Source organism: Acinetobacter calcoaceticus ANC 3811 (genome assembly GCF_000399665.1).
Lineage (GTDB): Bacteria > Pseudomonadota > Gammaproteobacteria > Pseudomonadales > Moraxellaceae > Acinetobacter > Acinetobacter calcoaceticus_B.
Genome location: NZ_KB976985.1, coordinates 80138 through 101241, shown reverse-complemented (window position 1 = coordinate 101241; position 21104 = coordinate 80138). Strand labels below are relative to the sequence as shown.

Genomic DNA, 21104 nt, shown 5'->3' with positions numbered 1-21104 from the left:
AAACCCGCTCTAAAGCGGGTTTTCTTTTCTAGAACTGATCAGATTAACCAATCAATTTTTTCATTAATTCATTTACTTGAGCAGGGTTGGCTTTACCCTTAGAAGCTTTCATGACTTGACCTACAAGACCATTAAAGGCTTTTTCTTTACCTGACTTGTATTCTTCAACCATTTTTTCATTAGCTGCAAGTACTTCTTTAATGATTGCTTCAATCGCCCCAGTGTCAGTTTCTTGCTTTAAGCCTTTTTCAGCAATGATGTCATCGGCAGATTTGCCTTCCGATTCCCACATAAAGCCAAAGACTTGTTTTGCAATCTTACCGCTAATGGTATTGTCAATAATACGTGCAATCATGCCGCCAAGCTGTTCAGCTGAAACAGGTGAGTCTGCCAAATCTAGGTTAGCTTTGTTTAATGCGCCTGAGAATTCGCCCATTACCCAGTTTGCCGATACTTTACCTTGTGCAGCACCGCCCGCAGCAGCCACAACAGCTTCAAAGAAGTCTGCCATTTCGCGTGAAAGCGTAAGTACATGTGCATCGTATTCAGTTACAGCAAATTCTGCGATAAAGCGTGCACGGCGTGCCGCTGGAAGCTCTGGAAGTGCAGCGCGAGCAGCTTCAATTTGCTCATCTGCAATAATCACTGGTAACAAGTCTGGATCTGGGAAATAGCGGTAATCGTTCGCTTCTTCTTTCGAACGCATTGAACGCGTTTCCATTTTGTTTGGATCGAACAAACGAGTTTCTTGGTCAATGCTTCCGCCGTATTCCAAAATTTCCATTTGACGTTCAATTTCAACATTGATTGCTTGTTCAATAAAACGGAATGAGTTGAGGTTTTTAAGCTCACAGCGCGTACCAAACGGTTGACCCGGACGACGTAAAGACACGTTACAGTCAGCACGGAATGAACCTTCAGCCATGTTGCCGTCGGAAATACCTAACCAACGCACAAGTGTGTGAATTGATTTGATATATGCCACTGCTTCTTCAACCGAACGCATGTCAGGTTCAGAAACGATTTCAAGTAAAGGTGTGCCAGCACGGTTTAAGTCAATTCCAGACATGCCTTCAAATTGGTCATGAATAGATTTACCCGCATCTTCTTCAAGGTGAGCACGAGTTACACCAATGCGTTTAGTCGAGCCATCTTCAAGCTGAATATCAATGTGACCTAAGCCAACAATCGGGTTATCCATTTGGCTAATTTGATAGCCTTTTGGAGAGTCGGGGTAGAAGTAGTTTTTACGTGCAAACACAGATGCTTTGTCGATGTATGCATCGATACCCAAACCAAAGCGGATAGCAAGATCAACCACTTTTTCATTCAGAACAGGCAACACACCCGGCATTGCCAAGTCTACAAGGCTTGCTTGCGTGTTTGGGTCTTGACCAAATTCAGTCGATGAACCAGAGAAAATTTTAGAATTGGTCGCAAGCTGAGTGTGAATCTCGATACCAATAACGACTTCCCAACCGTCAATCAATTTCAACTTTTGAGCTTCAGCCATTATGCATTCTCCTCAGCAATTGCCGCACGTTGAGTATGGAAATCGGTGTTTTGTTGGTATTGATGAACAATCGATAATAATTGTGATTCTGACCAGTAGTTGCCAATCAATTGAAGGCCTACAGGTAAGCTGTCTTTATCAAAACCAACAGGAGCATTAATTGCTGGTAAGCCTGCTAAGTTCACTGCAAGTGTATAGATATCGCCTAAATACATTTCAGTTGGACTTAAGTTTGCACCAATTTTATAAGCAGTCGTTGGTGCAGAAGGAGCCGCAATCACATCTACATTTTCAAATGCTTTTAAGAAGTCTTGTTGAATTAAACGACGTACTTTTTGAGCTTTCACATAGTAAGCATCGTAATAACCTGCAGAGAGTGCATAAGTACCAATTAAGATACGGCGCTGAACTTCTGGACCAAAACCTTCTGAACGTGAACGCTTGTAAAGATCCATTAAGTCGGCTGGGTTTTCACAGCGGTGACCATAACGAACCCCGTCATAACGAGACAGGTTAGAAGATGCTTCTGCTGGCGCAATGAGGTAATACGTTGGTACATAAGCCTCAGTCATGTTGAGATCGATCTCAAGAAGCGTTGCACCCATTTCTTCAAGCTTTTTCAAAGACTCTTCAACACGAGCTTTTACGTCAGCATCTAAACCAACAACGTTAAAGTACTGTTTAGGAATACCAATGCGTAAACCTTTTACAGATGTACCATTTAAGTTCGCAATGTAGTCATCAACTTCTTTTTTAACAGAAGTTGAGTCTTTTGCATCATGGCCTGCAATTACATTCATGAGGTAAGCACAGTCTTCAGCAGAGCGTGCCATTGGACCTGCTTGGTCTAAAGATGATGCGTAGGCAATGATCCCGAAGCGAGATACACGACCATAAGTAGGTTTTAAGCCTGTTAAGCCACAGAAAGAAGCAGGTTGGCGAATTGAACCACCTGTGTCAGTACCAGTAGCGAAAGGTGCTAAATCAGCAGCTACGGCAGCAGCAGAGCCACCAGATGAACCACCCGGAACACGATCAAGTGCCCATGGGTTACTCGTTGCGCCAACATATGAGCTTTCTGAAGTTGAACCCATGGCAAACTCGTCCATGTTCACTTTACCTAAAGTGACAAGACCAGCAGCTTTAGTTTTTTCAACAACAGTTGCATCGTAAGGAGAGATGAAGTTATCAAGAATTCTTGAACCAGCAGTTGTTTTAATGCCTTTGGTACAAAAAATATCTTTGTGTGCCAGAGGAATACCCGTTAGAGCAGTTGCATTACCTGCTTTTAATACAGCATCAGCCGCATCAGCTTCTGCAAGTGCTTGTTCAGGTGTAACCGTCACATAGCTTTTAACTTGTGAATCGAGTTTCGCAATACGTTGCAAATAGTGTTCAGTCAGTTCGCGAGATGAAAACTTCGCTTGGCTTAAGCCCTCAGCAAGTTCACGAATTGATAAGCGATGTAAATCAGTCATGAGTAAAATTTCTTTACATTCAAAATAGGGAAGATGGGTTAATTGAGTAAAAGTTATTCAATCACGCGAGGAACAAGATACAAACCATCTTGAGTTGCTGGTGCAACTGCTTGGTATTCATCTCGATGATTGCTTTCTGTTACCACATCAGCACGTAAAGGTTGAGGATTATCAAAAGGACTTTTTAAAGGTTCTACGCCTTCAGTATCAATGCCTTTTAAGGTTTCCATCATGCCTAAAATTTTATTTAGACTTTGAGCATATTCAGCAGATTGCGTATCATTGAGCGACAATCGAGCAAGATTGGCGATTGCTGAAACTGTTTGTGCATTTAAATCTGCTGAATGCTGTGCATCCGATGTAGACATAACATCACCTAATCAGTATTAAAAATTTTCAAAATATCGTGCGTTATAATAAGCGATTGACTTGTTCAAATCATCACATTTAGTTTAAAGTTGCCACCTTGCATCCACATGAAAGTTTAACTGAGAACGAACCGTGATTCTAAAACGACTAATTGGCTTGTTTTCGCCGGATCTAGCCATTGATTTAGGTACTGCAAATACACTTATTTATGCACCAGGCCGCGGCATTATATTAAATGAACCAACAGTTGTGGCAATTCGTCACAGTGGTTCACAAAAAATTGTTGCTGCTGTAGGACTAGATGCTAAGCAAATGTTAGGCCGTACGCCTGCGAATATTTCTGCAATTCGTCCAATGAAAGACGGTGTAATTGCGGATTTTGAAGTGACTGAAACCATGTTAAATCAGTTTATTGGTAAAGTTCACGAAAAACGTTTGTTCCCACCTGCACCTCGTGTGGTTGTATGTGTACCATGTAAATCAACTTTGGTCGAGCGTCGTGCAATTCGCGAAGCAGTATTTAATGCTGGTGCCCGCGATGTTCGTCTCATTGAAGAGCCTATGGCTGCTGCAATTGGCGCAGGTATGCCAGTTGAACAGGCATGTGGTTCTATGGTTGTGGATGTTGGTGGTGGTACAACTGAAATTGCAATTATTTCATTGCAAGGTTGTGTCTATGCTGACTCTTTACGCATCGGCGGTGATGTTTTTGATGAGCAAATCATCAATTATGTTCGTAAAGCTCATGGTTGCGTGATTGGTGAAACCACAGCAGAAATCATTAAAAAAGAAGTAGGTATGGCTATTTCTGATGGCACAACATTAGAAATCGAAGTACGTGGCCGTAACCTTGCAGAAGGTGTGCCTCGTGCAATTACTGTAACTTCTGACGAAATTACTCAAGCAATCTCTGATCCATTACAAAACATTGTAAGCGCAGTGAAATCAGCACTTGAGCAAACTCCTCCAGAGCTTTCTTCTGATATTGCCGAGCGCGGTATTGTGTTGACAGGTGGTGGTGCGTTACTTCGTAACCTCGATAAATTGTTAGCTCAAGAAACTGGTTTACCTGTTATGGTTGCCGAAGATCCTCTTACTTGTGTGACCCGTGGTGGTGGTAAAGTATTGGAATTCTTTGACAATCCGAACCATGACATGCTTTTTGTTGGTTAAGTTTAAGGATTAGGCGGTGCAACCGAATATTTTTTCAAGACAGCCGCCATCTTTCCGCTCGTTCATTATTGCGGTTATTACATGCTTGGTTGTGCTGTTCTTTGATTGGCGCATGCCGTATGTAATTCAGCCAGCAAGGGATGTCTTGTACGCTGCATATAACCCAATTTATGCATTGGCCAGTTATCCAGTACTGTCGAGAGAATGGCTGAATCAACAAACAAAATCTGAAGCACAACTGCGTCGTGAAAATACTGCGATGCAGGCTGAGCTTTTACAAGCTCAAGTCCGCTTACAAAAGCTTTCTGAATTGTCAGCTGAAAACACCCGTTTGCGAGGTCTTCTTGATACTCCATTAATTATTGATGGACGTATGGAGATTGCCGAAGTGATTGGGACAGATGCAGACCCATTGCGTCATATCATCATTGTTAACCGTGGCTCTATGGACCATTTAAAGGTCGGTCAAACCGTTCTGGATGATAAGGGGATTATGGGGCAGATCATTAATGTATATCCTCATAGCTCACGTGTAATGTTGTTATCAGATAAAGAACACTCACTTTCGGTCCGTCTTGAACGCACTGGAATGCGTGCGATTGTTTCTGGTACAGGTGATTTGGGCCGTTTAAAAATGGAATATGTCCCGACGAGTGCGAATATTCAAGTGGGCGATAAAGTATTTAGCTCAGGCTTGGGTGAACATTTCCCAGCAGGGTACGCAGTGGGTACAGTTGCCAAAGTAAGACGCCATAATTCAGGTGAGTTTGCAGAAATTGATGTTACACCAGCCGCACAACTAGCAACAGGGCACCATGTAGTTATACTTTTCTCAGAGTCATTAGCGCAGGAGCAGCCATATGCCGATCGCTAAACTGAAGCGAGAAAAGCGCCAAGATCCATTATGGGTAATAATTATCTCTGTGATTGTGGCTTCTGTGCTCATGGTTTACCCGCTATCCTACGATATTTCAGGTTGGCGCCCATTATTCATGTTGATGATTATGCTGTTTTGGGTGGTATGTCAGCCAACGTGGTGTGGGATCTGGTTTGCGTTTGGAATGGGGATTTTTACAGACTTATTGCTTGATGCTCCTTTAGGTCTCAATGCTTTAAGCTTTGTAATTATGGCTTTTCTTACCCGATTTTTAATTCGCGAGCGCCGTATTTTAACCTTTGGTAATTTATGGACAATTGCAACTCTGGTCATTATTGCTCATTTAGCATTTATGTGGGTAACCCAGACCATGGGTGGAATTCATTTTTCGATTGCTAGACATTGGCAACCATTGATGACAAGTATCATCACATGGCCAATCGTCTATTATTGTTTGGCAAAATGGCGCATATAGTTTTAGCATCTAGCTCTCCTCGTCGGAAAGAGCTGTTGCAACAACTGGGTTTAGATTTTGAAATCTATAGTCCTGATATTGATGAGTCGGTACATGAAAATGAGCTGGTTCATCATTATGTTGAACGTTTAGCGAGAGAAAAAGCACAAACTGTATTAAAACTTTTTCCAGAAGCAATTGTTATTGCTGCCGACACAAGTCTTGGGCTTGATGGTCAAATTATTGGTAAGCCCGAATCAAAAAGCCATGCTTTTGAGATATGGAAACAATTATCTGGACGTTGGCATGATGTGTTTTCTGGACTATGCATTGCTACGCAACAACAACTGTTAAGTCAGGTAGTGCAAACACAAGTCGAATTCCAGCATCTGACTACGCAAGATATGGAAGATTATTGGACTACAGGTGAGCCTGTGGGGAAGGCGGGTGGATACGCAATTCAAGGGATTGCTTCTCAATATATTCCCCAAATTCAAGGAAGTTATAGTAATGTGGTAGGACTTCCTTTATACGAATTTGCACAGTTATTAAAAAGAGTAAAGACATAAGGGGTTGTTATCATTCTTAATTGAATAGCATTGTCGATAAACATTAGGCAAAGTTAACAGCTTCTCTGACTCTTTAATAAAAATTTTATAATGCTTTGAGTTTATGTATGTCAGAAGAATTACTTATTAATGTCACGCCTATGGAGTGTCGGGTGGCATTAATCGAAAATGGAACTGTTAATGAGCTGTATGTCGAGCGTACAGTCAAGCGCGGTCTAGTCGGCAATATTTACAAGGGTAAAGTCGTGCGAGTGCTTCCGGGCATGCAGGCTGCTTTTGTTGATATCGGTTTATCTCGAACAGCTTTCTTACATATCAATGATATGGTTTGGCCACGTTCGCAGCCTACTCCAAACGTTTTTGAACTCTTACACCCGGGGCAAACTCTTACTGTCCAAGTAATGAAAGATATGTTGGGTACAAAAGGTGCACGTCTCAGCACCGATCTTTCAATTCCTTCTCGTTATCTGGTTCTAATGCCCTACGGTAATCATATTGGTGTATCGCAGCGTATTGAGTCTGAAGAAGAACGAGAGCGACTACGTAATATTATTGAAAGTATTCAATCTGAACATAATTTGCCGGGTAGTGTGATTGTACGTACGGCTGCCGAAGGTGTAGATGAGGCAGAAATTGCACGGGATATGTGCTATCTGAGTAAATTATGGGAATACATCCAACGGAAGCAAATTGATGTTGCGGTTCCTTCTTTAATTTTTGAAGAGCTGCCATTACCTCAGCGTATTATTCGAGATTTAGCAAGCGAAGAGACTGCAAAGATCTATGTCGATTCGAGAGAAATTCATGCCAAGCTTCTTGAGTTTGTCGAAGAATTTGTTCCGAATATGCAGAATCGACTCATTCATTATCCGGGTGAGCGACCACTATTTGATCTTTATAATGTCGAAGAAGATATTCAAAAAGCCCTTCAAACGCGCGTTGCTTTGAAATCGGGTGGTTATCTGATGATCGACCAGACTGAAGCCATGACAACGATTGATGTTAATACCGGTTCATATGTCGGTGGTCGTAGTCTTGAAGACACTGTTTTTAAAACCAATATGGAAGCGACTCAAGTTATCGCGCGTCAACTTAGACTGCGTAATTTGGGTGGTATTCTCATTATTGATTTTATTGACATGCAAGAGGCAATTCACCGTGAAGAGGTGATGCGTCAGTTTGAAAAAATGCTTGAGCGCGATCATGCCAAGACCAAAATTACTCAGGTTTCAGAACTTGGTCTTGTCGAAATGACGCGTAAACGAACACGTGAATCGTTAGAACATTTGCTGTGTGAGTCGTGTCCAACCTGTCAAGGGCGTGGTTTTGTCAAAACAGCAGAGACAGTGTGTTACGAAATATTTCGTGAGATATTACGATATACCCGTGCATTTGAGTCAACGAGTGGCTTTACTGTCGTTGCTCATCCTTCTGTGATTGACCGATTATTAACAGCAGAAGCGCCAGCAGTGGCCGATTTAGAGCATTTCATCAACCGTGTCATTAAATTTCAGGTCGAAAATTTATATACGCAAGAGCAATACGATATCATTTTAAGTTAAAGTTGTAACAAGATATCGCTTAATCCTTGTTACAACTGAAATTTTACTTTCATTCATGAATTTTAAATACTACTTACATACAGTAGCCGTAGACGTTCTCCCTATTTAACGTCTTAGCAAACAATAAGAGGTATAACCCATGAATGTAAGTGAAAACCTAATTAGCAACGGTCTTAAACATGTTTTAGAAAGCACGCCAGTAAATAGCTGCTATATGTTGAATGACCAAGGTAAAGAAGTACCGATCACAACTGCAATGATTCGTTCAGTATGTCATCAGTTGCTTAACCAGTGCCGCACAATCAAAAAATAAGGGGCCGTTTCAAAGCCCCTTAGTTTTTCTAACTTGCTGAATGATGTTTCAGCTGCTTCTCTGCAATAATTTCTTCAAAACGTTGAATCTCATCTTCTAAATGAGTTAAAAGGTTTTGCATTTTTGGCAAAGCATTTCGACAAGCCGTTAATCCAACTTCAAGCTTATCTAAATAACTGGTCATGGTAATATTTAAAGCCTGTCCATCCATGACAATCGAAGCAGGGTAGAGAGCGTCTAATTTCGCGCCATTCCAATAAAGCGGCTCACGTGGCCCTGGTACATTGGAAATGACTAAATTGAACGCCTGACGCTTAGGAAGCATTCCTGACATGATGTTTAATCCTGCAGGACCATAAACAACCGCACTATAATTTAAAATTTCATTCGCAGTCATACGGCTAAAGCGTTGCTTTGAATTTTGCATGCTGCGACGAATGATTTCTAAACGTTCTAACGGTTGGTCTTTATGAGTTCCTAAATTTGCCAGAATCATGGTAATCCGGTTACTCATATCAGAATCATCGGTGCGTAATGAAGCTGGAACCATCGCAATAAGAGGCTTTTTAGGTAAGCTATTTTGACTAATCAAATATTCACGTAAAGCACCAGAACATACTGCCAGCACAACATCATTAATTGTCACGCCTAATACTTTTGAAATCTTTCTAAGGCGGCTCAATTCAAAGGATTGGGCTGCAAAGCGACGTGAAGCACTTACTCTTTGATTCAAAATCGACACTGGCGCCTGAAAGGTAGAAACATAATCAGGATTTTTGCCCATTTCTTTAAATATAGTTTGCGATAACTCTTGCATGACTTTAGGAGCTATATCGAGTTGAGACTTGATACCGCCTAAAATATTTTTAATTTTACTTGTACTTGGCGTCGGCACTTTTAGGCGTTTAATTCTTTTGCTCTCAACACACCATAAAGGAACCACGTGTTTCTCTTCAGGTGTTTTTGACAGTGATTTCTCGATCAAACGCATACCCGCAACGCCATCGACCATTGCATGATGGATTTTAAAATACATGGCAAAACGATTGCCTTCGATTCCTTCAATAATGTCACAAGTCCAAAGAGGCTTTGCGCGATCAATTAATGAACTATGCTGCTGTGAAATATAAACCAGAAGTTCACGAATACGGCCAGGATGAGGCAGAGCAATGTGGCGAAAGTGATGATCGATATCAAACTCTTCATCCTCATCCCAAAATAGACCATTTAAACGGTTATTGAAGGGCGGAATAGGAATACTTTTTGAACGTTTAATATCTTCTACTAAATCATGTACAAAAGTTTCAGGTGCATTTTCAGGAATTTCAAATAAAAATAATCCACCGACATGCATGGGTTGCTGTCTTTTTTCAAGTGACAGAAAAATGAAATCAATTGGGTGTAATGGACGCATAAATCATTGTGCCTCATGCATTTTTCTAAGAAGCCCTTATCTGAGCTCTTATTAGAATTATAGAACCGTAAAATTAAGTATATAGCGTTTAGAGTAGATAAAATATGACTTTGTGTACGTAACATGACATAAAAAAAACCACTGATTTAGCAGTGGTTTTTTGATAACAAACTACTTTTTCATGTTGCCTGCATGCAATCCGCACTCTTTTTGAGTCGCTTCTTCCCACCACCAGCGTCCTTCACGCTCATGTTGGTTCGGTAATACAGCTCGTGTACACGGTTCACAGCCAATAGAAACAAAACCACGTTCGTGAAGAGGGTTATATGGAATTTCCATCATACGGATGTAGCTCCATACTTCGGCACTTGTCCAGTTCGCTAAAGGATTATATTTAATGAGTTGCTTATCTGGACCAGAGAAACCTACGTCAGCTTGTACTACTGGAATTTCTGTACGTGTACCAGGACTTTGATCTTTACGCTGACCTGTAATCCAGCCATCTAGAGTTGCAAGTTTTTTACGTAATGGCTGAACTTTTCGAATACCACAACATTCTTGGTGCCCATCTGTAAAAAAGCTGAATAAACCTTTTTCGTTTACCATGTTTTGAACAGCTTCAGATTCAGGGAAACAAATTTCGATATTGATATTGTAGTGTTTACGGACAGTTTCAATAAATTGATAAGTTTCGGCATGCAGTCGGCCAGTGTCGAGACTAAAGACACGGAATGGCTTACCCAAACGTGAAGCAATATCAATTAAAACAACATCTTCTGCTCCCGAAAAAGAAATTGCGATTTCACCTTGTTGGCTTAAGGCAAGTTCTAAAATTTCTCGAGGGCTTTTGGTTGCATATTCAGCAGCAAGAGCATCTACGATATCAATAGTCGGAATAACGGTCATGTGTGTTCCTGGCAAAAGGCTTGGGCGCATTGAGTTATGAAAAATATTCTAAAGGATAGTTGATAAACTGCTTAGCACTTTAATTTCGATCCTTATGAATAAAATTGATTTGATCAATAACAACGCAAAACTGAAAATCTTAGTGGTATGATACAGCAATTTTTAACCAACGTTGGAAGCATTCATGGAAATCGTATGCCTAGATCTTGAAGGGGTTTTAGTTCCTGAAATCTGGATCAATTTCGCTAAAAAAACAGGGATTAAAGAACTCGAGGCGACAACTCGTGATATTCCGGATTATGATGTTTTAATGACTCAGCGTCTGAATATTTTAAAACAACACGGTCTAGGCTTAAATGACATTCAAGAAGTTATTGCGGAGATGGGGCCTCTACCAGGCGCAAAAGAATTTGTTGAATGGGTGAGTACACATTTCCAACTCGTGATTCTGTCAGATACCTTCTATGAGTTTGCTCATCCTTTAATGAAGCAATTAGGATGGCCAACAATTTTCTGTCATAAATTAGAGACAGATGAAGAGGGAATGATTACGGCTTATAAACTACGCCAACCAGATCAAAAACGTGAGTCGGTTAAGGCACTCCATGGTTTAAATTTCCGCGTAATTGCAGCTGGTGATTCATATAACGATACAACGATGTTGGGTGAAGCTGACCATGGTTTCTTATTTGATGCACCTGCAAACGTGATTGCTGAGTTCCCGCAGTTCCCAGCTATCCATGGCTATGATGCATTAAAAGAAGCAATCCGTTCAGTTTCAAATCGTAGCATTCCAGCATAAGAAATAAATAATAAAAAAGGCGCTTTAAGCGCCTTTTTTATATAAATGAGTTTTGAACTTAGAATTTATAACCAAGTTTTAAACCATAAGCGATTGCGTTGTTGTCAGAAAACTCTGCAACATATTCATCACCACCAGCTTGTGCACCAGTTTGAGCATTAGCATCGCCTAACCAGAAGTATTTTACACCACCAGCAATAAATGTTTGAGGAGTCGGGCTATATTGAAGACCTAAACCTACGTTCCAATAACCTTCTGTTGGACCTAGAGTTGTGATGGGATTACCTGCACCAGAGTCCCAACCTACAGAAACGTTACCAGCCCATTTGTCATTAAGTTTGCGACCAACACCTGTAGTCACTGTCCATTGGTCATCTGCATAACTCACTAAATCAAAACCATTTGGACGGTTGACAATTGGACCTACAACTTTTGATAGTTGTCCAAATTTGTATGGTTGAACAGAGAAATCTTTCCAATTCACCCAACGTATGTTGGCAAAGGCAACAGTGTCAGCCATGATTCCTGTTTGGAAATCAAAGTTAACTGATTGAGGCGTGGTAATTGTGGTATCTGCTGAGCTATTTTTAATTGCGTCACCAGCTGCAGCTTGCCCTAATAGTGAAAGAGCCGGAAGTGTAGGTAAGTTTTCACGAATATTGACGTCATGGTCAATTTCAGAGCGATACGTTAAAGATGCTTTTAATGCAATTTCAGGAATTTGATAAGCGAAACCTGCTAACCAACCCGCACCACCTGTTTCTTTAATATCTGCGTCATAACCATTGTAGATACTGTAAGCTTGACCACGGAGGTTGATATTTCCTTTAATGGTTTGATACACACCACCTGCATAGAAGTTCCAGTTTTGATTTGGTTGAAAACCGAAAACCATTGCTAAGTTCTGGGTATCAACTTTAACTTTAGTGCCACCCTTACCAAGCAAACCATTAACTTGTGCTAAACCAGCGTCAACTTTTTCTGCAACACCTTGTTTTACACCTGCATCGATAGCAGCTTTAGTGGTGGGATTATTATTGTAGGCATTTAACGTTGCATCAAATTGTGCTTTTCCAGCAGCAGAGGTTAAGTCAACTCCTTGGGCTTTTAGAATAGCACCGACACGTTGGTCGGCAGTTAATCCATTAAATGTTGTATCAATAGTGCTGGTACGAATAGTATCTAATTTTTCAGGAGCTAAAATTGTATTGGTGCTATCTGATACAAATACATTTTTTCCAGAATATTCAGCATCTGCGCCGAATGGTTGATCGTATAGTATACCAAATGAGAATTTATCATTAAGTTGCAGTTTTAATGCAGCATTTGGGAAATAGTAATCATTACCCATATCGCCAATATCACGGCGCGTTGCACTTGTACCAGCTTCTTTACCCGCTACATCTGGGTCTAAAACAGAAATACCAGCTTCAAAGTAATTATTAGGCTGCAAAAAAGCAGACATTGATTGTCCAGAGCGATCCAATGCTGCTGCAAAAACCCCAGTTGCAGGCAGCGTTGCTAAAATCATTGCAGTGCTCAGATGTTTTAATTTCATTTTAATCTTTCCTTGAACTTCAAGACATTTTTTTAAAAGTAACAGAGTTAAACCGTTTAAACTGTGTTGCCTTCAAAGCTTCTAATTACAACTTATAAAAGCTTTGATAACTCCATGTAACAAAAATAGCATAATTACAATAAGAGTAAATCTGTTATATGAACTGAGGAGTACTCACTTTTTATACAAATAGTGCCAATAATGGATGAAATATGAAGGAATATTTTCATTATTAAATTATTTTAATTTATTGATATTTATATTTTTAATCTATCAATAAACCAGTTTGCTGTAGTGACATTTCTGTCACAAATCCAAGAAAAATGGTCAAAGATTTTTTTGTAAAAATATGAATTAATTGATTGTGAAATGCGTATTAGTTGTCATTTTTAGTTGATAAGTCTAGTTTCTCTACATCTGTATATTATTGATTAACTTTTATATTCTTAATTTTATAAAAAAGTTTACCTTAGTTTTTTTTACCATTTGATCTATTTTTTGAGGGATTTTGATCTCCCTGCTTGGGATAGACTATTAGAAAGAATAACCAAAAATATAAAGATAGATGCGACTATTCTATCTTTAGAGCTAAAACACAGCGTTAGAGTGGATATAGTTTTTCATCAAATTGCTCAAGCTTCGGAAATTTTAGTGGTTCAAGCTTGTCTAGATGGATCAGATAAGTTGCATAATCTTCGAGAAGGGTTTCTCGTGCTTCTTGGCTAATGTAGGGGACATGGTAGGCAATGAATGGCGGTAAAACTTCAAAGCCGGCATATGCCAAAGTACCACGTTGAATTGGTGATAAATAATTTTCAATTGGACCGTGAATTGAGTTCTCTCCAAACATGTGTGTTCTACCACCGAGTGTTAAGCACAACATCGCTTTTTTACCTGCCATGCCGCCGTGGTTGTAAAACCGCTTGCCCCCATAAAAAAGTCCAGAGACAAACACACGATCAATCCAGCCCTTTAAAATTGCTGGCACAGATGTCCAATAAAGTGGGAAATTTAAAATAACTAAATCAGCTTTTTTTACTTTTTCAATTTCTGCTTGAATATCTGGAGCAAGAAGTTGATTTTTACTGGCATTTCTTTGTTCGAGGGCATAGTTAAAATAATCAGGTTGGTTGAGCTCTAGAAAATCCTCTTTGGATGCAACAGGGTTAAATTGCATGGCATATAAATCTGAAACCTCTACTGTGTGCCCCAATTTTTCTAAGGTTTGCTTGGCTGTACTTTTTAGCGCAGCAGTAAAAGACTGTGGTTCTGGATGAGCATGGACGATCAGAATATTCATAAGGTGACCTGTATTCTTTTCAGAAATTTTGCTGTCTAGTGCAATTCAGCAGATTTTGTTTTGAATAACTATGCATCAATTTAAAAGCATGGCATAGTTCATGAACTGACAGTTTTTACCATTTCGCGCCATTTTATTTTGCTCATTGGGTTGCTCATGAATCCAGAATTACCCGGAACTTATATTAATTTAATCGTTGAGACTGTTAAGCGGTGGGGTGTCTCTGGTGAGCAGCTTTTAGATGGTAGTGGAATAACATTAGACCAATTAAAAAAGCCTTATTGGTATGTTGAGTTCAACCTCTTAAATCAGCTTATTGAACGGGCCATCGAGTTATGCAAAGAGCCAGCATTAGCTGGGTATTTAGCTTTAAACATGACGGCTTCATGTTATGGTTCAGTCGGAATGGCCGCCATAGTTTCTCCAAATTTAGGGGAAGCGCTGAAAATTCTTGAACAGTTCATTGGCTCACGTTGTAAAGTTTTTAAACCAGAATTAAAACAAGAAAATAATGATGCATATTGGTCAATTCATCAGCCTGTTGATGCATTTCAGTTGAGTCCAAATGCCAACATTTTTTTGTTAGTTGGTTTTGTTCAAATTGCAAAAAAATTAACAGGACTTTCTCATTTAGGAAAAGTTGAATTACAAATGCCAGAACCGATAGGTTTTGTCCAAATAAGTCCTCAACTGGCTGTGACTTGTTTATTTAACCAAAAGCGTAATCGTTGGATATTTCCAAAAGAGTATTTAGCACGGCCTGTATTAACGGCAGACCCAATGCTAGCGCCTTTGTTAAATGCACAATGTAAGCGGGATATAGAAAAATTAAAGTTAAAAAGTGGTTGGAAAGGACAAGTCAAACAAGTTGCCGAAAAATTGCTTTTGAATGGGGAGATTGAGGCATTGAAAGTTGGGCAAGTTGCTCAAATCATGAATATCTCAGAGCGAACCCTGCAACGCTATTTAGCTCTTGATCACACTAGTTTTACCCTCTTGGTAGACTCCCTGAAAAAAGAGCATGCTCAGAAACTTTTAGCTCAAAATAAAATGTCGATTGAAAAAGTGGCTTTAATGCTGGGTTATGCCGAGACTTCTCACTTTACCCGTGCATTTAAGCGCTGGATGGGTGTTACGCCTAAATATTTCCAAACCCAGCATACAATGGCTGATTTAGGTTAAAAGGCCATAAATTTATAGCCTTTGGTTTATCATTTGAGTTAATTAAGTAGATTGTTCTGGCTTAGATGAGAGGGATTCAATTACTTCAAAATAGCTAGGTGGTGCTGGAACATGGCCGCGATCTCTCAATAGACGATGCATACGCGGCAGTTTGAAGTAGGGCACAGAAGCCATTAAATGGTGCTCCATGTGGTAATTAACATGAATAGGCGCCACAAAGCTTCTAGCAATCCAACCTGCACGTGTTGTACGGGTATTCGTTAAAGCGGTATTGCTCGTTTGCATCCCTGCATGTTCGGCCATTGAGCGAATTCTTAAAAATAATGGAAACGGTGTTACGTAAGCTAAAGGCCATAACCAATAAAACCGTTGTTGACCAAAAGCTTTTAAAACCCCATAGAGTGCTACATTGGTTGCAATAGCTCCGCTACTATTTTTTATAAGACTTTTAGCATAGTCAACGAAGTCTTTATTACTTCGGTCTAGCCAGACTTGATCATTTGCAACCGTCCATTTCATTAAATCGAGATCCATTAACACCCGACCAAAGCTAAACTTTAATCCCGTCATACCCGTTAAGTCGCGTAAGAATTTACGAGTAAGAGATTTTTTACTTACAGGAAAGCCAGAAACTAAAGAAAGATCGGGATCATCTGGAGTAGAGGTTTTTGCATGATGACGAACATGATGTACGCGATATTTTTGTAGATCATTCCAGATGGGACGAGCACATAGCCATTCACCGACAAAGTCATTTATTTTTTTATTTTTGAACAAGCTTTTATGTGATGCATCATGCATCAAAATCGCTAGGCATAACTGGCGACCAGCCAATATTGCTAAGGCAAGCATGCAAGCAAGTAATTTGCCCCAGCTCGGTAAGTAATCCCACATCATGATTAAGCTGGCAAATGTTCCGCCAATAACAGCCCATGTACTTGCAACAGCCCAAGCACCATATGCATTTGAGGGTTGTGTGAGTTCCTGTATTTCTTCTCTGCTAAAGAGATCGGTCACACTGACTTGTGCATTCATTTTTATTCTCCCAAATCAGATTTTGGTATCCATATTTTATATTACCAATATAATCATAAAATTTTAAAAAGTGTAATATTTGTTTGTAAAAAAATAAATCGCCCTTTAATGGGCTAGTTCATTTTCATAAATTTTCTGCCACAGCTTTTGTCCAATCGAATCGAGCTGCTGTACATTCTGAGCAAACTGATTGCGGGCATGTTCATCAACAAATGGATGGGGTAGCAGAGGATCATTCATGAGTAAGGTAATCGTTTCACGTCCTAATAACAAAGCTTGAGTGGCGGCCTCGTTTAAGGATAAATTTTTATAATTCAAAAGCCATTCTTGAATATCTTGACTATACATTTCATAGTTTTTTTCAAGCTGCTTCGTATCCCATAAAGAGGGAATTAACGAAACTGTTTTTGAGTCAAATTTTTGAATAATAGAAATTTTGGCTTCATTTTCAAGACCCGCTAAAACGAGCTCTTCACATGTTTTTTCAAAACTATAGGCTAAATTGTCTGGACGTATATAAATTCCAGTTTCGAGCTCTCTAAAACCGAATTGACGTAAAGCATGTTCTCTCTTTTTTAAAGCGGTCCGATCTATACGGCCTAATGTCCCCGTAAATACTGCCAGATAATTCTGTTGCCATTCTTTGGTCTGTTTAATGCCATTTTTACGATTCAAAATGACTTTTGCCCAGTCTTTGGTGGATGGCGAAAGTTGATAGATACCACGCTCGACGCTTTCTATCATGCCTTCATTTAATAGCCGAGTCGTAGCAACACGAATACCGTTGTCACTCATATTAAAAAGTTTGGCTGCAATCAATATTTGTTTAATGGTGAGCTGAGGATAAGCTGAGGAAAGAAATAAATCGATAATAAGATGACGTGCATTAATTTTGGTATTTTTCATTCAGATAGAATTTTTGATATGAGTTGCATGTAAGAAAAATAATATCATGTTTTTGTCATGTCTTTTTAAGATCATTTTTAGGGTCAATAAGCGTAAAAATCTTTAGCTATAAAATAGGAAATTTTGTAGTTCTTAACCAAGTTCATCTTTTTACGATAGTTAACCTAAGATTGTCATGATGATGTGATACATTATTCCCCTTTAAATAAACCGCCTTTTGCTAAGGGCAATAACCACAAATGCTAGAAATGATCTGATATTGGGCATGAACTAGGCCAAAATTATGGTTTATACATGATATAAAACAAATTTTTAGACTTTTCTGGTGATTAACTTTTTGAGCAAGTGATGGAAAATTTTGAAGTTATAAAAGCACTGTTTTTAGGCTTTGTCGAAGGCTTAACTGAATTTTTACCAATCTCGAGTACAGGCCATTTAATTTTATTTGGTCATATTATCGATTTCCATTCAGACGGCGGTCGTGTATTTGAGGTCGTAATCCAGTTAGGTGCTATTTTGGCAGTGTGCTGGTTATACCGACAAAAAATTGTTAACTTGATTAAAGGCTTCTTTAGTGGTGATGTGGAATCACGTCATTTTGCTATCAGTGTGCTTATTGCTTTCTTCCCAGCAGTTATTATTGGGGTTTTGGCAGTAGATTTTATTAAAAGTGTTTTATTCAGCCCAATTGTGGTGGCGATTGCCTTAATTGTCGGGGCGCTTATTATTTTCTGGGTTGAATCTAGACAATTTGAACATAAGACACTCGATGCAACTAAAATTACTTTTAAACAAGCACTTTTAGTTGGACTTGCTCAGTGTGTTGCCATGATTCCGGGAACTTCACGTTCAGGCGCAACAATTGTGGGCGGAATGTTTGCAGGCTTGTCACGTAAAGCCGCTACAGAATTCTCTTTCTTCCTTGCTATGCCAACCATGTTGGGTGCTGCAACTTTTGACTTGGTTAAAAATGCTGACGTACTGACCGCCGATAATATGATTAATATTGGGGTAGGTTTCGTTGCTGCTTTTATTGCCGCGTTGTTTGTTGTAAAAGCATTGGTGCTGTTTGTAGAGCGTCATACCTTACGCGTATTTGCTTGGTATCGAATTGCACTCGGTGTAATTATTTTGATTGCAGCAATGTTCTTTAATTTATCGGCTTAAATAATCTGATGAAGTGAAAAACCTAGAGTGTTCTAGGTTTTTTTATGCCTAAAAATTGATTTGAATTGCCTATTTATACAAAGTAAACGTAAGACAGATGTTTTCATTTTAGGTTCATTGTTATATTGATTATTAGATTACTTGCCACAATAAAACTATGCCGCAAAATCATCTTACAGTACATCAAAATTATTCGGTTACATAAGGCACGTGAGTTGATCATGAACAATAAAATGGGGGTAGCAGAAGCAGCCTATGAAGTGGGTTATGTCAGTGCCTCTCAATTTAGCCGAGAATTTAAACGACTGTTTGGCGTTCCACCCAAGTCTTCAATTATTTAACGTAGATTAGTATTTTCAAATATAAATCAAACATGGAGTATTTTATGACCCTTCCAACAACCATGAAAATTATTGAAATTACGGCTCCTGGTGGACCTGAGGTTCTAAAAGTTCAAGATGCTAGTGTTCCCGCACCTCAAGCAGATGAAGTCTTAATTGAGGTAAAGGCTGCTGGAATTAACCGTCCTGACGTTTTGCAGCGTATGGGCTTATATCCGATGCCAAAGGGTGTTACTCAAATACCAGGACTTGAAGTCGCTGGTGTTGTAGTTGCTGTGGGCGAACAAGTAGATCAATTTAAGGTTGGAGATAAAGTTTGTGCTCTAACAAATGGCGGTGGTTATGCTGAGTACTGTGCGGTAACCGCAACTCAAGTATTACCAATACCTGAAAATTTATCATTTACGCAAGCTGCTGCGATTCCAGAAACATTTTTTACGGTTTGGGCAAACCTATTTGATATCGGTCGTTTAAAAGAAAATGAAACTGCACTGATTCATGGTGGGGCAAGTGGTATTGGAACCACAGCTTTAGCGATTTGCCAAGCTTTAGGGATTAAAACTTTTGCTACCGTTGGTAGTGAAGATAAAGTTGAAGCGCTCTCTAGTTTTACCACGGCAATTAACTATAAAACCCAAGATTTTGAGCAAGAAGTTTTGAAACACACCCAAGACCAAGGTGTTGATGTCATTTTGGACATTGTGGGTGGTTCTTATTTCTCGAAAAATTTAAATCTATTAAAACGCGATGGTCGACTTGTCATTATTGGTTTTATGGGTGGCCGAATTGCAAAAGAATTTGATTTACAAAAATTGATTTTAAAACGTGCCACAATTACGGGTTCAACGATGCGAGCTCGTACGACTCAAGAAAAAGCAGAGATTGCCCAATCTTTACAAGAGCATGTCTGGCCGCTTTTGGCACAAGGTAAGTGTTTACCTCAGATCTATAAAACGTATGCTTTTTCAGATGTACAAAGTGCTCACGCATGTATGGAACAAGGTGATCATATTGGAAAGATCGTTTTAGAAATGAATGCGTAACGCTGTAATCATTAAAGTTTGGGCGAACGACAGGTTCGCCTAAACTGAATTTTATAATTCTAAATTATGCCTATTTCTCTATAAAAATTGCCAAATTCTATTGGCAGATTGCACCAGTTCCATGACTTCACCTATAAATTGAGCAAGAAATAAAAATTGGTTCCTACTTTATTATTTCTTTCCATACTGATGAAAAAGGATAGTAACAATGAATACCGCAAATATTGATGATAAAAATCCTACTCCAGATTTGGCTGAAGATAACGCCTTTTTCCCATCACCTTATTCACTAAGTCAATATACTGCTCCTAAAACCGATTACGATGGCACGACTTATTCAACGCCGTATACGGGCAATAAAAAAGTTTTAATGATTGCAACTGATGAACGCTATATCCAGATGCAAAACGGTAAGTTCTTTTCAACAGGCAACCATCCTGTAGAAATGCTTTTACCGATGTTTCATTTAGATAATGCAGGTTTTGAAATTGATGTTGCGACACTTTCAGGGAATCCTGCCAAACTTGAAATGTGGGCAATGCCAAAGCAAGAACAAGTTGTATTAGACACCTTTCAGAAATATGCAGACAAATTAAAAAATCCATTAAAGCTCACTGATATTTTAGAAAACGCAGTGGGGGAAAACTCACCATATGCTGCTGTATTTATTCCAGGCGGGCATGGCGTATTAGCTAAGATTCCCCAGAGCCTTGAGGTAAAAAAAGTTCTTAAATGGGCGGTTGAACAAGATAAATTTATTATTACGTTATGTCATGGTCCAGCTTCATTACTGGCTGCGGCAGTAGATGAACAGCCAGAAAACTATATTTTTAAAGGCTATCAAATTTGTGTATTCCCTGATTCATTAGATAAAGGAGCAAATATTGATATTGGTTATATGCCAGGTGCTTTACCTTGGCTAGTGGGTGAAAACCTTGAAAAACTCGGTGTCGAAATTTTAAATAAGGGCATTACAGGGCAATGTCATAGAGACCGTAAATTGCTCACTGGTGATAGCCCACTTGCTTCTAATAATTTAGGAAAACTTGCAGCTGAAACATTGTTGGCTGAAGTGAAAGATTAAGTATATTTTTTTATCGAAATAGGGCTTTTTATTAAGTCCTATTTTTTTATAATAAATA

Annotated in this window: 20 protein-coding genes and 1 pseudogene; 12 read left to right on the top strand and 9 right to left on the bottom strand. The window is 39.3% G+C overall.

Going from position 1 to position 21104, the window contains the following annotated elements:
• Positions 1 to 43 precede the first annotated feature (43 nt).
• From gatB to gatC, 3 genes are read right to left on the bottom strand one after another with little or no spacing between them, the layout of a single operon-like run.
• Entirely contained in the window at positions 44 to 1513 is a 1470-nt protein-coding gene (gene gatB, locus F935_RS00485; protein ID WP_016137112.1) for an Asp-tRNA(Asn)/Glu-tRNA(Gln) amidotransferase subunit GatB, read from the bottom strand.
• A complete protein-coding gene (gene gatA / locus F935_RS00480; protein WP_016137111.1) occupies positions 1513 to 2991 on the bottom strand; it encodes an Asp-tRNA(Asn)/Glu-tRNA(Gln) amidotransferase subunit GatA in 1479 nt (492 codons plus the stop codon). Before gatA ends, gatB begins: the two co-directional genes overlap by 1 nt.
• Before the next feature lie 53 nt (positions 2992 to 3044).
• Positions 3045 to 3359, bottom strand: coding sequence for an Asp-tRNA(Asn)/Glu-tRNA(Gln) amidotransferase subunit GatC (gatC, locus tag F935_RS00475; RefSeq protein ID WP_000107699.1), 315 nt, complete (start codon positions 3357 to 3359; stop codon positions 3045 to 3047).
• Between the two features lie 133 nt (positions 3360 to 3492).
• On the opposite strand from gatC, the gene F935_RS00470 reads away from it, so the two are divergent.
• From F935_RS00470 to F935_RS18095, 6 genes are all read left to right on the top strand, one after another.
• On the top strand, positions 3493 to 4533 hold the full coding sequence (locus tag F935_RS00470) for a rod shape-determining protein (protein WP_016137110.1): 1041 nt from the start codon (positions 3493 to 3495) through the stop codon (positions 4531 to 4533).
• Positions 4534 to 4549: 16 nt separating this feature from the next.
• Positions 4550 to 5407, top strand: a complete 858-nt coding sequence (gene mreC, locus F935_RS00465) for a rod shape-determining protein MreC (protein WP_016137109.1) — start codon at positions 4550 to 4552, stop codon at positions 5405 to 5407.
• Positions 5394 to 5885 (top strand): rod shape-determining protein MreD, encoded by a 492-nt coding sequence (gene mreD / locus F935_RS00460; protein WP_016137108.1) that lies wholly within the window; start codon positions 5394 to 5396, stop codon positions 5883 to 5885. Before mreC ends, mreD begins: the two co-directional genes overlap by 14 nt.
• Entirely contained in the window at positions 5873 to 6433 is a 561-nt protein-coding gene (locus F935_RS00455) for a Maf-like protein (RefSeq protein ID WP_035365917.1), read from the top strand. Before mreD ends, F935_RS00455 begins: the two co-directional genes overlap by 13 nt.
• A 107-nt stretch (positions 6434 to 6540) precedes the next feature.
• A complete protein-coding gene (gene rng, locus F935_RS00450; protein ID WP_016137106.1) occupies positions 6541 to 7995 on the top strand; it encodes a ribonuclease G in 1455 nt (484 codons plus the stop codon).
• Positions 7996 to 8134: 139 nt separating this feature from the next.
• A complete protein-coding gene (locus F935_RS18095; RefSeq protein ID WP_002116397.1) occupies positions 8135 to 8308 on the top strand; it encodes a PA1571 family protein in 174 nt (57 codons plus the stop codon).
• A 28-nt stretch (positions 8309 to 8336) separates the two neighbouring features.
• Here F935_RS18095 and F935_RS00445 read toward each other — a convergent pair whose 3' ends face one another.
• Together F935_RS00445 and F935_RS00440 are read right to left on the bottom strand one after the other, a co-directional pair.
• Positions 8337 to 9722: a WS/DGAT/MGAT family O-acyltransferase gene (locus F935_RS00445; protein WP_016137105.1), complete on the bottom strand. Its 1386-nt coding sequence runs from the start codon at positions 9720 to 9722 to the stop codon at positions 8337 to 8339.
• Positions 9723 to 9893: 171 nt separating this feature from the next.
• On the bottom strand, positions 9894 to 10628 hold the full coding sequence (locus tag F935_RS00440) for a phosphoadenylyl-sulfate reductase (RefSeq protein WP_016137104.1): 735 nt from the start codon (positions 10626 to 10628) through the stop codon (positions 9894 to 9896).
• Positions 10629 to 10812: 184 nt separating this feature from the next.
• On the opposite strand from F935_RS00440, the gene thrH reads away from it, so the two are divergent.
• Complete coding sequence (gene thrH, locus F935_RS00435; RefSeq protein ID WP_016137103.1) at positions 10813 to 11430, top strand: bifunctional phosphoserine phosphatase/homoserine phosphotransferase ThrH; 618 nt, start codon at positions 10813 to 10815, stop codon at positions 11428 to 11430.
• 58 nt (positions 11431 to 11488) lie between these two features.
• Here thrH and F935_RS00430 read toward each other — a convergent pair whose 3' ends face one another.
• Complete coding sequence (locus F935_RS00430; RefSeq protein WP_016137102.1) at positions 11489 to 12988, bottom strand: outer membrane protein transport protein; 1500 nt, start codon at positions 12986 to 12988, stop codon at positions 11489 to 11491.
• A 601-nt stretch (positions 12989 to 13589) separates the two neighbouring features.
• Entirely contained in the window at positions 13590 to 14288 is a 699-nt protein-coding gene (locus F935_RS00425; RefSeq protein WP_016137101.1) for an NAD(P)H-dependent oxidoreductase, read from the bottom strand.
• 156 nt (positions 14289 to 14444) lie between these two features.
• Here F935_RS00425 and F935_RS00420 point away from each other — a divergent pair, with 156 nt between their 5' ends.
• Positions 14445 to 15470: an AraC family transcriptional regulator gene (locus F935_RS00420; protein ID WP_016137100.1), complete on the top strand. Its 1026-nt coding sequence runs from the start codon at positions 14445 to 14447 to the stop codon at positions 15468 to 15470.
• 42 nt (positions 15471 to 15512) lie between these two features.
• Here the strand turns inward: F935_RS00420 and F935_RS00415 are convergent, their stop codons facing one another.
• Together F935_RS00415 and F935_RS00410 are read right to left on the bottom strand one after the other, a co-directional pair.
• Positions 15513 to 16505 (bottom strand): fatty acid desaturase family protein, encoded by a 993-nt coding sequence (locus F935_RS00415; protein WP_016137099.1) that lies wholly within the window; start codon positions 16503 to 16505, stop codon positions 15513 to 15515.
• Positions 16506 to 16610: 105 nt separating this feature from the next.
• Positions 16611 to 17411 carry a PaaX family transcriptional regulator C-terminal domain-containing protein gene (locus F935_RS00410; protein ID WP_016137098.1) on the bottom strand — a complete coding sequence of 267 codons (801 nt, stop codon included), beginning with the start codon at positions 17409 to 17411 and terminating at the stop codon, positions 16611 to 16613.
• Between the two features lie 348 nt (positions 17412 to 17759).
• Between F935_RS00410 and F935_RS00405 the strand changes: the two genes are divergently transcribed.
• The 4 genes and pseudogenes from F935_RS00405 (at position 17760) to hchA (ending at position 21046) form a co-directional block, all read left to right on the top strand.
• A complete protein-coding gene (locus F935_RS00405) occupies positions 17760 to 18578 on the top strand; it encodes an undecaprenyl-diphosphate phosphatase (protein ID WP_016137097.1) in 819 nt (272 codons plus the stop codon).
• 173 nt (positions 18579 to 18751) lie between these two features.
• Positions 18752 to 18919: pseudogene (locus F935_RS18090) on the top strand (helix-turn-helix transcriptional regulator); the annotation flags it as partial.
• 32 nt (positions 18920 to 18951) lie between these two features.
• Entirely contained in the window at positions 18952 to 19962 is a 1011-nt protein-coding gene (locus tag F935_RS00400) for an NAD(P)H-quinone oxidoreductase (RefSeq protein WP_080645485.1), read from the top strand.
• Between the two features lie 208 nt (positions 19963 to 20170).
• On the top strand, positions 20171 to 21046 hold the full coding sequence (gene hchA / locus F935_RS00395; protein ID WP_016137094.1) for a glyoxalase III HchA: 876 nt from the start codon (positions 20171 to 20173) through the stop codon (positions 21044 to 21046).
• The last annotated feature ends 58 nt before the right edge of the window (positions 21047 to 21104 follow it).

What these genes read in the sequence shown, in the direction of transcription:
- hchA (WP_016137094.1), top strand. Translation starts at nt 20,171, where the DNA reads ATGAATACCGCAAATATTGATGATAAAAATCCTACTCCAGATTTGGCT.
- F935_RS00440 (WP_016137104.1), bottom strand. Translation starts at nt 10,628, where the DNA reads ATGACCGTTATTCCGACTATTGATATCGTAGATGCTCTTGCTGCTGAA.
- gatB (WP_016137112.1), bottom strand. Translation starts at nt 1,513, where the DNA reads ATGGCTGAAGCTCAAAAGTTGAAATTGATTGACGGTTGGGAAGTCGTT.
- F935_RS00430 (WP_016137102.1), bottom strand. Translation starts at nt 12,988, where the DNA reads ATGAAATTAAAACATCTGAGCACTGCAATGATTTTAGCAACGCTGCCT.
- F935_RS00455 (WP_035365917.1), top strand. Translation starts at nt 5,873, where the DNA reads ATGGCGCATATAGTTTTAGCATCTAGCTCTCCTCGTCGGAAAGAGCTG.
- F935_RS18095 (WP_002116397.1), top strand. Translation starts at nt 8,135, where the DNA reads ATGAATGTAAGTGAAAACCTAATTAGCAACGGTCTTAAACATGTTTTA.
- rng (WP_016137106.1), top strand. Translation starts at nt 6,541, where the DNA reads ATGTCAGAAGAATTACTTATTAATGTCACGCCTATGGAGTGTCGGGTG.
- F935_RS00415 (WP_016137099.1), bottom strand. Translation starts at nt 16,505, where the DNA reads ATGAATGCACAAGTCAGTGTGACCGATCTCTTTAGCAGAGAAGAAATA.
- F935_RS00425 (WP_016137101.1), bottom strand. Translation starts at nt 14,288, where the DNA reads ATGAATATTCTGATCGTCCATGCTCATCCAGAACCACAGTCTTTTACT.
- F935_RS00405 (WP_016137097.1), top strand. Translation starts at nt 17,760, where the DNA reads ATGGAAAATTTTGAAGTTATAAAAGCACTGTTTTTAGGCTTTGTCGAA.
- F935_RS00445 (WP_016137105.1), bottom strand. Translation starts at nt 9,722, where the DNA reads ATGCGTCCATTACACCCAATTGATTTCATTTTTCTGTCACTTGAAAAA.
- thrH (WP_016137103.1), top strand. Translation starts at nt 10,813, where the DNA reads ATGGAAATCGTATGCCTAGATCTTGAAGGGGTTTTAGTTCCTGAAATC.
- F935_RS00410 (WP_016137098.1), bottom strand. Translation starts at nt 17,411, where the DNA reads ATGAAAAATACCAAAATTAATGCACGTCATCTTATTATCGATTTATTT.
- gatA (WP_016137111.1), bottom strand. Translation starts at nt 2,991, where the DNA reads ATGACTGATTTACATCGCTTATCAATTCGTGAACTTGCTGAGGGCTTA.
- mreD (WP_016137108.1), top strand. Translation starts at nt 5,394, where the DNA reads ATGCCGATCGCTAAACTGAAGCGAGAAAAGCGCCAAGATCCATTATGG.
- F935_RS00420 (WP_016137100.1), top strand. Translation starts at nt 14,445, where the DNA reads ATGAATCCAGAATTACCCGGAACTTATATTAATTTAATCGTTGAGACT.
- gatC (WP_000107699.1), bottom strand. Translation starts at nt 3,359, where the DNA reads ATGTCTACATCGGATGCACAGCATTCAGCAGATTTAAATGCACAAACA.
- F935_RS00400 (WP_080645485.1), top strand. Translation starts at nt 18,952, where the DNA reads ATGGAGTATTTTATGACCCTTCCAACAACCATGAAAATTATTGAAATT.